The organism is Brevibacillus sp. WF146 (assembly GCF_001673705.2).
Lineage (GTDB): Bacteria > Bacillota > Bacilli > Brevibacillales > Brevibacillaceae > Brevibacillus > Brevibacillus thermoruber.
In genome coordinates this window covers 146,600-158,503 of the sequence record NZ_CP109943.1, presented here as the reverse complement: position 1 = coordinate 158,503, position 11,904 = coordinate 146,600, and the positions used below count along the sequence as shown (strand labels likewise).

Sequence of the window (11,904 nt, the reverse complement as noted above, 5' to 3'; positions counted from 1 at the left end):
TCACTCGCTACCGCCCGGGGGAGAGTAACGGAAACAAGCTGGAAAATGTTGCAGTCGTCACCCGTCGTTAAAATGAGAATCTGAGGAAAAAATACAGGTAACCACCAACCCTTTCACAACCCACTTCTCACGAAAGCGAGGCAACATGACATGAAAGCAACTGGTATTGTTCGTCGCATCGACGACCTCGGCCGGGTCGTGATACCGAAGGAGATTCGTCGCACCCTGCGCATTCGCGAAGGCGATCCGCTGGAGATCTTCGTGGACCGCGACGGGGAGGTTATCCTGAAGAAGTATTCGCCCATCGGAGAACTGGGTGATTTCGCCAAGGAATATGCTGACTCGCTGTACGAAAGCCTGAACCATATCGTCCTGATTTCCGACCGCGACAGCGTCATTGCCGTGTCCGGCGCATCCAAGAAGGAGTACCTGGAGAAGGCGATCGGCAGCATCGTGGAAAAATGTCTGGAAGAGCGGAAAACGCGCGTCGAGAAGAATACGGGCACGTATGAAATCTGCCGCGACCTGAACGAAACGTACGGGTCCTTTGTAATCGCGCCGATCGTGGCCGGCGGCGACCCGATCGGCTCGGTGATTCTCCTCACGAAAAACGAGGGGACCAAGATGGGCGATCTGGAAATGAAAATGGCGGAGACAGCGGCCGGTTTCCTGGCCAAGCAGATGGAGCAGTAACGCTTCAAACAGCCTCGCGCGGCGGGGCTGTTTTTTTACGTCCGGATGCGGGGCGCGCGCGTGAATCCCCGGCTTTTCTTCCCGTTGATCGGTTGTGATATAATGGACGCAGTTTGTGTTTGGAGAGGAGAACATCACGCGCATGGCTCAGGAAAAGGCATCCGTCCAATTTGTGAAAGGAGCGGCCATATTGGGGGCAGCCGGGCTGGTCTCCAAGCTGCTGGGGGCAGTGTACCGCATCCCGTACCAAAACATTGCCGGCGACATCGGCTTGTATGTCTACATGCAGGTGTATCCGCTGTACACCACGCTGCTGATCCTGGCGACGGCCGGGTTTCCCATCGCCATCTCCAAGATCGTCTCCGAACGCGTCGCAGTCGGGGATGTGCTCGGCGCGCGCAAGGCGTTTCGTGTCGCCAGCGTCACGCTGGTGGTGCTGGGGTTCTTTTTCTTCGCGCTGCTGTACGGCGGGGCACCGTTGATCGCCAGGTTGATGGGGGATGAACACCTGGTCACCCCGCTCCGGGCGGTCGCCTGGTCGCTGCCCATCGTGCCGATGGCAGCCATTTTGCGAGGGTACTTTCAAGGTCATCAAAACATGATGCCGACCGGGGTATCGCAGGTGATCGAACAGCTTATCCGGGTCGTTTTCATTCTGCTGGCCGCCTACTGGGCAATGAGCGTCTACCAGGACGCCTATTTGGCCGGGACGGGCGCGGTCTTTGCCGCATTTCCCGGGGCGGTGGCCGCGGTGCTTGTCCTGTTGTGGTACTGGAAAAAGGACAAGCAGGCCGGACCGATCGGGGAGGGCGTGACGCAATCGGCCGACGTGGCGGTCTGGGGCAACCGGCAGGTGTTGAGAAGCCTGGTGTTTTACGCCCTGCCGATCTGCATGGGGGCGCTGGTGCTGCCCTTGATCCCGCTGGTGGACTCGCTGACCGTCGTCAACATGCTGCAGTGGAGCGGCATGGAGGAAGGATTGGCGAAAGTGGCAAAGGGCGCCTTTGACCGGGGGCAGCCGTTGATTCAGTTCGGCACGTTTTTTGCCACCTCCCTCTCGCTGGCGCTGGTTCCGGCGATCAGCGAGGCGGCGGCACAGCGGCAGTACCGGCTGATCGCCGGCCGTTCGGAAGTGGCGATCCGGCTCACCTTTTTGCTGGGACTGCCGGCTTCGGTCGGACTGGCGCTGCTGGCGGAACCGATCAACGTCATGCTCTACGGCGACGACAAAGGAACGGAAGCGCTGGCCATCCAGGCCTTTACCATCCTGTTTGCCACGCTGAGCATTGCCAGCGCCGGCATCCTGCAGGGATTGGGACGGGTGATGCGCCCGGCCCGCAACCTGTTGATCGGAGTGGTGGTCAAACTGGTGCTGAACCTGGCGCTGGTGCCGTTCTGGGGCATTGCCGGCGCTGCGTTTGCCACTGTGATGGCGTATCTGGTCGCCATGGGGCTCAACGTGCTGGGTGTCGTCAAGTACACCAAGGCGCGAATCGGCTGGCGGCAAATCGCCGGGAAGCCGTTTTTGTCGGTGCTGATCATGTCCGTCGTCGTGCTTGTGGTGGAATGGGGATGCATGCTGCTGCTGCACGACACGATCCCGTCCAGCCGGCTGGCTTACACGCTGGTGGGCCTGGCGGCGGTCGGTTCCGGCGCGGTGGTCTATCTGCTGGCGCTGTTAAAAACGGGCGGATTGACGCGGGCCGATATCCGCTTTTTGCCGAAGGGGGCGCGCATCGCCGCGCTGCTGGAACGGTTTGGTTTGCTGCGCGAACCATGAGACGAGATGGAAAACAAGGAGGGACGGCGCATGAGTGATGCGGCGGGCACGATTACGGTCGTCGGACTCGGCGCGGGCGACCTGGAACAACTGCCGTACGGGGTCTACCGTACGCTGAAGCAGGCAAAACGGCTCTACCTCAGGACCCGGGAGCACCCGGTGGTGGCCAGTCTGGCCGCGGAGGGTGTCGCCTACGAGTCGTTCGACGAGATTTACGAACAGCACGGGACGTTTGAAGAGGTGTACGAACGGATTGTCGAGACGCTGTTGGCAAAAACGGCGGAGGAGGGCAGCATCGTCTACGCCGTGCCCGGTCATCCGCTGGTGGCGGAGCGGACCGTCCAACTGCTGCTGGAGCGGGAGGCGAAGGGAGAGATCCGCGTCGTGATCGGCGGCGGACAAAGTTTTCTCGACCCGCTGTTTGCCCGCCTGCAGATCGATCCGATCGAGGGGTTTGCCCTGCTGGACGGCACGGACATGCGAGCCGATCAGGTAAATCCGGCGCTGCACACCATTATCGCCCAGGTGTATGACACGTTTGTGGCCTCCGACGTCAAGCTGACGCTGATGGAGGTGCTGCCGGACGAGTATCCGGTCACGGTGGCGACCGCGGTCGGCGTAGCCGGACAGGAGCGGATCGAAACGGTGCCGCTGTACGAGCTGGACCGGTTGGATCACTTCGGCAACCTGACGCTGGTCTACGTGGCGCCGACGCAGGAGGAGCGGGTGCGCTACCGGCAGTTCTCCTATCTGAAGGAGATCGTCGCCATCCTGCGCAGCCCGGATGGCTGTCCGTGGGATCGGGAGCAGACGCACCAGAGCATCCGCAAGAATCTGCTCGAAGAGACGTACGAGGTGCTGGAGACCATCGACGACGACGATCCCGACGCGATGTGCGAGGAGTTGGGAGACCTCCTGATGCAGATCATGCTGCATGCCCAGATGGCGGCGGAGGACGGCTACTTTACCGTGGACGACGTCGTCGCCGGACTGAACGAAAAGCTGATTCGCCGTCACCCGCACGTGTTTGGCGACAAAAGCGCGGGCAACGCGGAGGAAGCGCTGGCCAACTGGCAGGAGATCAAGGCCCGGGAAAAGGCGGCCAAAGGCATCGAGCCGGGCTCCCGGTCGCAGTTGGACGGCATCCCGCGCGACCTGCCGGCGTTGATGTACGCCTACAAGCTGCAGAAAAAGGCGGCGGAAGTCGGGTTTGACTGGGACGACATCGCCGACGTCTGCCGGAAAGTGGAGGAAGAGTTCCGGGAGCTGCGGGAGGCCGCGCCGGAAGAGCGCGCCGGCGAACTGGGCGATCTGCTGTTTGCCGTCGTCAACCTCGCCCGCTTCCTCAAGCTGGACCCGGAGGAAGCGCTGGCGAAGACCAACCGCAAATTCAAGCGCCGCTTTGCCTACATCGAGGAGAAACTGCGCCAGGCGGGCCGTACCTTTGCCGAGACCAATCTGCAGGAGATGGACGCCTGGTGGGAGGAAGCGAAACATCACGAATAAAAGAAGGGGGGAACCGTGACCATGAGGCTGGACAAATACCTGAAAGTGTCGCGGCTGATCAAGCGCCGCACGCTGGCCAAGGAAGTGTGCGACCAGGGGCGCGTGGAGATCAACGACCGGCCCGCGAAAGCCTCCAGCACCGTCAAGATCGGCGACAAGCTGGCGATCCGCTTCGGCCAGAAGATCGTCGTGGTCAAAGTGGAGGACATCAAGGAAAACCCGCGCAAGGAGGAGGCCGCTTCGCTCTACACCGTAGTGGGCGAAGTGCCGGTGCCGCGCGACGAAAAGGAAGAGGAAGACTACCTGAGAGGGTAGTCTTTTCTTTTTCTCACAAAAATTGACAATGATCGGGGAGCCTCTTAATAGTAAAAGCGAACAACACACGCGAAGAATAGAGGGAGAAACCGTGGGGAAAGTCTTCTTGTTTTCGATCTTGTGGTGGCTGACCGGCAACCCGTTTGCGGCCCTGATCATCATTTTGCTTCTTTTGTATCTGCTTGATCTTCGCTTTGTCCGGCTGCTGCCCGACATCACCAAACCGTTTCGCCAAAACCGGCGTCTGGCTGCGCTCAAGCGTCAGGTGGCGCTCAATCCGCACGACACCTCGGCAAAGCTGGAGGCCGCCCGGCTGCTGATGGAGAGGCGGCGGTACCAGGAGGCATTGGCCTACCTGGAAGAGATCGCGCCGTTGATGGGAGAATCGGCCGAGTATCTGAGCGATCGCGGCATCTGCTGCCTCAAACTGGGCCGGGTGGAGGAGGGAGAGCGGCTGCTTCAGCAAGCCCTGACGCTCAATCCGCGCGTCAAATACGGGGAACCGTACCTCCGGCTGGGCGAAGCCTATGCCGCCCACAACCAGCGCGAAAAGGCGCTGGGGTTCCTGGAAGAGCTGGCGTCCATGCACACGTCGTCGTGCGAGGTCTATTACAAGCTGGGGAAGCTGTACGCGGAGCTTACGCAGAAGGAACGGGCCAAGCAGGCGTTTCGCGAGGCGGTTGAGGTCTATCGCGGACTGCCGGCCTACAAGCGGCGCACGGAACGGCGGTGGGCGCTGCTGGCGTGGCTGAATCGATGAAGATGGACGTGTGAATGGCGGCCTCCTGGCCATCAGGGTGTCGAGAACACGGCTGCGGGAAACAAGCCGGAACAAGCGGTTCGCAAGGATTTGTTACCTGTTTGTAACGACTTCCTTCCCACTCATTTCCTATCATGGAGAGAGTTGCAGGAAAAGGAGGCGTTTATGGTGAACAAAAGCGCGAAAACAGGCTTGTCCGCGCTGTTGGCCGCCACGGTGTTGACCGGGCCGTTCGCGGCGGTTCCGCAGGCCGCCCATGCCTTGACCGTGGAGGACGTATCCGCCGACGATACGGACACGGATGAGGAGACCGAATACACGATCGAGTTTGAAATCGACAAAGAGCTGAAGGCCGGAGACGAGATCATCGTCAAGTTTCCTGCCGAGTACAAGGTTTACAAAAGTCTGAAACGGTCGGACGTCAGCCTGGAGGATGACCGGGGCGGCACGATCGACATCAAGAGCGTGTCGGTGAGCAAGACCACCGTCTACGTAACAGTGGATGAACGGGTGAAGGCGGGCACCACGCTGACCCTGACGGTCGACAAGATCACCAACCCGAAAAGCAAGGACGACTACACCATCAAAGTGGAAACCTCAAACGAGTCGTCGAAAAGCCACAAGATTTCCATCGGCAAATCCACAAGCAGCAGCAAGACTTTCGAGGTCGGCCAAAGCAGCCATGAAGCAGGAGCGGCCACCTCGCTGACGCTGGGCAAAATCAGCTTGTCCTCGTCAGACAAGTTGAAAAAGGGCAAGTACATCTACGTCGACTTCCCGGCCAAGGACATGCTGCCGAAGAGCATCGACCGAGCCGACGTCAAGGTAAACGGCTACAAGGCCCAGAACGTCTCCGTCACGGACAGCGACACCGTGCGGATCGAAGTGCCCAGCGGCGCGGACGGAGACAACTACATCAAGCTGGAGTTCGCCACATCGGCGGATATTCAGAACCCGTCCGAGGCCGGCACCGGATACGTGTACAAGGTGTCGTACAACAGCCGTACCTACCAGTCGGAGAAGGTCGAAGTCAAGGCTTCCAAACGGGCGTCCTTTGACGTTGCCCTCTCCGACAAGGCCCCGGGAGCCCGCAGCAGCTACCGGATGGACCTGGATCTGGACGCCAAGGTGAGCGCCGGCACCGATATCACGGTGGAGTTCCCCAGTGCGAACATGGTCCCGCCCTTCATCTCCGACTACGCGGTCACGGTGAACGGCGAACAGGCGTCCAACGTCGGCGTCAGCGGCGGCAAGGTCTCATTTCGCACGCCCAGCCGGTTCACCAGCAGCAGCAAGCTGAGCATCGTGTTTGGCCTGGAGGCGTTTGTGACCAACCCGAAAACAGCGGGAACGTACGAGATGGTCGTCACGGTGGACAAGAAAAAGTACTGGTCCAAGCCGTTCGACATCACCGGTTCGGCAGCTCCCGCCACGCCGGTGGCAGTGGACAACAGCACGGCGACGGTGGGACTGACCAAAACGGCGGCGCAGGCGGTCACCGGCCTGCAGGTCGGAATCAAGGCGCTGGGCGTGCCGCTGGTGCGAAACAAGGACTTTGTCGAAATCGTGCTGCCGCTCGAATTCCGCGTACCGGCGTACATCCAGCCGAACAGCGTGACGGTCAACGGGGTCGCCGCCGCGTACGTCGGCGTTCGCGGGCAGAACCTGCTCGTCTACCCCGCGCAGGACATTCCGGTCGGCGTGCCGGTTCAGGTCAACGTGCTGGAGTCGGCGGGCATCGCCGCACCGGCGGCGCCGGGCACCTACAGCATCGGGGTCTATTCGTCCGAAGAGCCGGGACTGCTGTTCGCCCGCCCGGTTACCGTCGTGTCGCCAAACGGGGTCAGCTTCAAGGCGAACGTGGCGTCGTTTACCAAACAGGGCAAGACGCAAGCCCTGGCGGCTGCGCCGTTCACCGTAAACGGCCACACCCTGATGCCCGCGTCCTTCTTCCGCGACGCGCTCGGCATGTCCGTGACCTGGACCAAGACCTCCGCGCGGATCGTCAGCGGGGGCACCACCATCCAGTTCACAGTGGGATCCAAGACAGCGACGGTCAACGGCAAGGCGGTGACGCTGCCGGTCGCCGTACAGGCGCGCAACAACATGCCGGTGGTGCCGCTCCGGTTCGTCGCCGAGCAGACGCAGTACAAGATCACCTACTACAACGGCAACTACACCGTGTACAAGTAAGAGCACGACAGCACGGTCCGAGCCTGCCCCGTTTCCGTGGAAACGGGGCTTTGTTTTGTGCATGCCTGCGTCAACGTCCGCTTTCGCCTGCTCCCGTTTCCGTCCAAGCCCCGCAGCCATGCAGGACGTGCCGACCGGCAGCCTCACCGTCATCGCGGTGGGGCTGTTTTTTGGTCTAAAAGGACATCCCCCTCCATACGATGGTACAAGAAGCGGTACGTTAGGAGGGAGCACGATGAACGACCAGATGAAGCGGCCTCGCCACGAAGTCGTGATGATTAACCGCCGCAGCCTGGCGATTTCCGGAGTGAAAAACGTCGAAAGCTTTGACAGCGAGGAGTTTTTGCTGGAAACGGAAGGCGGCTTTTTAACCATACGCGGCCAGAACCTGCATATGAAAAACCTGAGTCTGGAGACCGGAGAAGTGGCGATTGAAGGCCTGGTTCACGAGATGGCCTATCTGGAACAGGGGCAGGCCGGCGATCGGTCCAGAGGATTCTTCGGGAAGTTGTTCAAGTGAGCATTGCCGTTCAGTTTCAAACGGTTCTGGTCATGTCGGCGTGCGGGGCGTTGATGGGGATGGGGTACGACACCTACCACGTCTTTACGGGAAGAAGCAGGCTCCCGGCGTGGCTGTTGTTTGTTTTTGACGTGTTGTTCTGGCTGGGCAGCATGGGGCTCGTCTTTTTCATCCTGGTCAAGGTGAACGACGGCATTGTGCGGTTTCCCATCTTTATCGGCATGCTGTTCGGGGCCTGGGTGTATTTTGTCATAGGAAGTAAGAAGTATATCCAATTCCTGAGGGCCGTGATAAAATTTTGTAAGTGGTTATATCGAACCATATTGCGGGTGATCGACCTTCTCGTCATCCGGCCCATCCTGTTTGTCTACCGCCTGGTCTTCATGCTGCTCGCGTTTCTGTACGCGGCCGTGATGACCGTGTTCGGGTTTGGGTGGAAGCTGGCGCGCTTTGCCGCGTCTCCTTTTGCCAGATGGGGTCGGCATTTGGGGAAAAAAATGTACCGGAAATCAACAGGATTTTGGACCAATTGGAAGAATTGGTTTCACTCTAAGAAGAAGCAGGAGTAACGACATCCGAGGTGGCCTGACATGACTACACCATCCCCCTCTCACGTCAACAGAAAAGGGCAAAAGCGGAGAATTCGTCTCTTTCTGTTCTTCGTCCTCTGCCTGTTTGTCTGGATCGGCTACACGCTCTACCTGCAGGGTGGAATGCTGTCCGAGAAGGAAGCGGAGCTGGAAACCCTGAAGAAGGAAGCGGCCGAGGTACAGCAGCAGCAAGCGGAGCTGGCGTACAAGGCAAGCCGTCTGTACGACCAGGAGTACATCGCCGAACTGGCGCGGAAAGAGTGGTTTTTCACCAAGCCGGGGGAGAGCATATACGTGATTCCGGAATAGTCGCATAGGATATCTACATGCAGAGGGAGGCTTTCCACTTTCATGGGAGTCGAGGTAGGGAGCAAGCTTGAAGGAAAAGTGACTGGCATCACGAAATTCGGCGCGTTTGTGGAGCTGCCCGGCGGTGTGACCGGTCTCGTGCACATCAGCGAAATTGCGGACACGTATGTGAGAGATATTCACCAGTACCTGAAAGTGGGCGATGTCGTGACGGTGAAGGTATTGCACGTCCGTGACGGCAAGATCGGCCTGTCCATCAAAAAAGCCCAGGACAAGGAGCGGGGGCCGCGTCCCCAGCGGGAGCGCGGAGACGGGTTTGAAGAGAAGCTGAGCCGGTTTCTCAAGGACAGCGAAGACCGCCAGTTGTCCCTGCGCAAAAACCGGGACAAGAGAGGACGAGGGCGTTAGATAAAAGTTTTGACTTTTCCTACTTTTCTTTCTAACAAAAATGCGCAATTTGACGATAAATTGAGGAAGGGCATTTTAAAAACGTGACGAATGGTAATAATAAGCCCGTTTCGCTAAGCGCGAATCACCTGTCAGCCGACGTTGACCGCCAAAAACGTCGGTTTTTTTTTGTCCCATTGCGTCAATGAATTTGTCGCACGATTCTGTGAATACGCCAAGGTATTTTGACAAAATTTACAAGGCCGCCTCCGTATAATGGTAACCACATTGAAGCCAGAACGGGGTGGTGTAACGATGATCGCAAACAAGAACGTAACCGGCACGGGCCATGTATGGGCGCGCCGCGTCTCACATCAATGGAGTGCGGCGACGGTAAGCTGGGGAGAGAAGGTCGCCGATACCGCGCAAAAATGGAATGTCCTTCCGCTGCTGATGGGCTTTTTGCTCGGACGGGCCCTGATCCTGGAGGAGCTGTCGCCGTTTGTTGTGCCGTATCTCATGGTGATGTACTACCTGCGGCGGGATTGCGTGATCATTTCGGCCGCGGCGCTGATCCTCGGCGCGTTTACGCAGACGATCCCGCTGGGCCTGCAGGCGGCCGTCAGCGTCGCGCTCAGTCTGTTCGTTTGCAAATGGAGTGAACGGTTCCGGCGCAAGGATTTTTCCCGGACGCCTCTTTTGGTGTTCGTGACGGTGTTCGTCAGCCATCTGCTGTTTGCCGCCATTACCAATCAGGTGACCACGTACAAACTGGTGATGGTGGCGGTGGAGGGCGTGCTCAGCTTCGTGCTGACGCTGATCTTTATCCAGTCGCTGTCGATCGTCCACTTGGCCAAACCGTACGAACCGCTGAAAAATGAAGAAGTGGTGTCGCTGGTCATCCTGCTGGCGTCGCTGATGACGGGGACGGTGGACTGGATCATCGAGGGCGTCTCCATGGAGCACGTGCTCACCCGCTACCTGCTGCTGCTGTTTGCCTTTACCGGGGGCGGGACGATCGGGGCGGCGGTGGGGGTCGTCACCGGCCTCATCCTCAGCCTGGCCAACGTCAGTGCGCTGCTGCAAATCAATCTGCTCGCCTTTTCCGGGCTGCTGGCCGGACTGCTCAAGGAGGCGGGCAAGGCGGGGGTCTCCGCCGGGCTTTTGATCGGCACGGCGATTCTGGCGATTTACGGCGGGGCGGAGGACACCCTGTACCTGTCGCTGGTCGAATCGGGATTGGCGATCCTCCTGTTCGTCCTGACGCCGGCGGCCGTGTGGAAAAAAGTGGCCCGGTTTATCCCCGGCACGCCGGAAAACCTGCAGTCCCATCAGGAGTACATGCGGCGGGTGCGGGACGTGACGGCGGGGAAAATCCAGCAGTTCTCCGAGCTGTTCACGCAGCTTTCCAAAAGCTTCGCCCAGACGTCCGACGGCGAGGAGCGGGAAGAACAGGCGGACGTGTTCCTGAGCCGGGTGACCTCGTTTACCTGCCAGAAGTGCTGGAAAAAGGAACAGTGTTGGGAAAAGGAAACGCAGGCCACGTATCAGGGGATGCGCTGGCTGACGGAAAAACTGTACGAAACCGGCACGCTGGCCGGCGTGACCCCGCCGCGCGACTGGGAGCGCAAATGCGTCAAGGTGGAAAAGGTGCTGACCGTGATGGAACAGGAGTTCGACCGGGAGCAGTCCTTTGAGCAGTTGAAGCGGCAGGTGCGGGAAAGCCGGAAGCTGGTGGCCGACCAACTGTCGGGCGTCTCCCGGGTAATGAGCGATTTCGCCCGCGAGATTCAGCGGGAGGGCATGGAGCTGACCCTGCAGGAAAAGCAGGTGTCGCAGGCGCTGGAAGGACTGGGGCTGTCCGTGCGCCGTGTGGAAATCCATAATCTGGAAGAAGGCAAGGTGGACATCGAGATCAGCCAGCCGACCTGCTACGGACGGGACGAGTGCGCCAAAATCGTCGCCCCGATGCTGACGGAGATCCTGGGCGAGAACATCGTGGTGAGGGAGCGGCACTGCGAGCCGCAAAAGGACGGGACGTGCCGGATGTGCCTCGCTTCCGCCAAAGCGTTCGACATCGACATCGGCGTGGCCGGAGCCGCCAAGGACGGCAAGCTGCTGTCCGGCGACAGCTTCCGCACGATGGATCTGGGCAACGGCAAGATGGCCTTGGCGATCAGCGACGGCATGGGCAACGGCGAGCGGGCGTTTCTGGAGAGCCAGTCGGCGCTGGACATGCTGCAGCAGCTACTCCGGTCGGGAATCGACGAGAAGCTGTCGATCAAGACGGTCAATTCCGTCCTGGCGCTGCGCTCCACCGACGAGATGTTCGCCACGGTCGATCTCGCGCTGATCGACCTGCAGACCGCCCATGCCAGGTTTGTCAAAATCGGCTCCACCCCCAGCTTCATCAAACGGGGCGACGACGTCATCACCGTGACCGCCAGCAACCTGCCCGCCGGCATTTTGGAGGAGATCGAGGTGGATGTGGTCTCGCGGACGATGAAGCCGGGCGACCTGCTGATCATGATGTCCGACGGCATCTACGAGGCGCCCCGCCACATCGAAAACAGGCAGGCCTGGATGAAGCGGTTGATTTCCGAACTGCAGACGGACGACCCGCAGGAAGTGGCCGACCTGCTGCTCGAGCGGGTGATCCGGCAGCACTCCGGCAGCATCGTCGACGACATGACTGTGCTGGTGGCCCGCCTCGACCGCTTCGTGCCGCAGTGGTCGGCCATCCAGGTGCACGGCATGCCCAAGCTGGAACGGCCGCGGGTCGTGAGCTGAAAGGTATGATTCTCTCCCCCCCTGTCGATACTGGTACCAAAATACAAATATAGGCAGAATG

At 59.9% G+C, this 11,904-nt stretch carries 11 protein-coding genes; all 11 read left to right on the top strand.

Features of this window, described 5'->3' with window-relative positions; genetic code table 11:
• The first annotated feature begins 150 nt into the window (after window positions 1-150).
• The 11 genes from spoVT to spoIIE all read left to right on the top strand — a co-directional run bounded on the left by spoVT (window position 151) and on the right by spoIIE (window position 11,843).
• Window positions 151-693 carry a stage V sporulation protein T gene (gene spoVT, locus A6764_RS00950; protein WP_029098022.1) on the top strand — a complete coding sequence of 181 codons (543 nt, stop codon included), beginning with the start codon at window positions 151-153 and terminating at the stop codon, window positions 691-693.
• A 142-nt stretch (window positions 694-835) separates the two neighbouring features.
• A complete protein-coding gene (locus A6764_RS00945; RefSeq protein ID WP_065067588.1) occupies window positions 836-2,473 on the top strand; it encodes a putative polysaccharide biosynthesis protein in 1,638 nt (545 codons plus the stop codon).
• Window positions 2,474-2,503: 30 nt separating this feature from the next.
• The gene (gene mazG, locus A6764_RS00940; protein ID WP_065067589.1) at window positions 2,504-3,979 is read left to right on the top strand and encodes a bifunctional methyltransferase/pyrophosphohydrolase YabN; all 1,476 of its coding nucleotides are present in this window, start codon (window positions 2,504-2,506) and stop codon (window positions 3,977-3,979) included.
• Window positions 3,980-4,000: 21 nt separating this feature from the next.
• A complete protein-coding gene (locus tag A6764_RS00935; RefSeq protein WP_029098019.1) occupies window positions 4,001-4,294 on the top strand; it encodes an RNA-binding S4 domain-containing protein in 294 nt (97 codons plus the stop codon).
• Window positions 4,295-4,385: 91 nt separating this feature from the next.
• Window positions 4,386-5,054 (top strand): tetratricopeptide repeat protein, encoded by a 669-nt coding sequence (locus tag A6764_RS00930; protein ID WP_029098018.1) that lies wholly within the window; start codon window positions 4,386-4,388, stop codon window positions 5,052-5,054.
• A 165-nt stretch (window positions 5,055-5,219) separates the two neighbouring features.
• Window positions 5,220-7,247: a copper amine oxidase N-terminal domain-containing protein gene (locus tag A6764_RS00925; protein ID WP_255309727.1), complete on the top strand. Its 2,028-nt coding sequence runs from the start codon at window positions 5,220-5,222 to the stop codon at window positions 7,245-7,247.
• Window positions 7,248-7,482: 235 nt separating this feature from the next.
• Window positions 7,483-7,767 carry a sporulation protein YabP gene (gene yabP, locus A6764_RS00920; protein ID WP_029098016.1) on the top strand — a complete coding sequence of 95 codons (285 nt, stop codon included), beginning with the start codon at window positions 7,483-7,485 and terminating at the stop codon, window positions 7,765-7,767.
• Window positions 7,764-8,336 carry a spore cortex biosynthesis protein YabQ gene (yabQ, locus tag A6764_RS00915; RefSeq protein WP_029098015.1) on the top strand — a complete coding sequence of 191 codons (573 nt, stop codon included), beginning with the start codon at window positions 7,764-7,766 and terminating at the stop codon, window positions 8,334-8,336. The genes yabP and yabQ overlap by 4 nt, the downstream gene beginning before the upstream one ends.
• 21 nt (window positions 8,337-8,357) lie before the next feature.
• The gene (locus A6764_RS00910) at window positions 8,358-8,666 is read left to right on the top strand and encodes an FtsB family cell division protein (RefSeq protein ID WP_029098014.1); all 309 of its coding nucleotides are present in this window, start codon (window positions 8,358-8,360) and stop codon (window positions 8,664-8,666) included.
• 42 nt (window positions 8,667-8,708) lie between these two features.
• Window positions 8,709-9,074 (top strand): S1 RNA-binding domain-containing protein, encoded by a 366-nt coding sequence (locus A6764_RS00905; RefSeq protein ID WP_065067590.1) that lies wholly within the window; start codon window positions 8,709-8,711, stop codon window positions 9,072-9,074.
• A 294-nt stretch (window positions 9,075-9,368) separates the two neighbouring features.
• Window positions 9,369-11,843 (top strand): stage II sporulation protein E, encoded by a 2,475-nt coding sequence (gene spoIIE, locus A6764_RS00900; protein WP_065067591.1) that lies wholly within the window; start codon window positions 9,369-9,371, stop codon window positions 11,841-11,843.
• The last annotated feature ends 61 nt before the right edge of the window (window positions 11,844-11,904 follow it).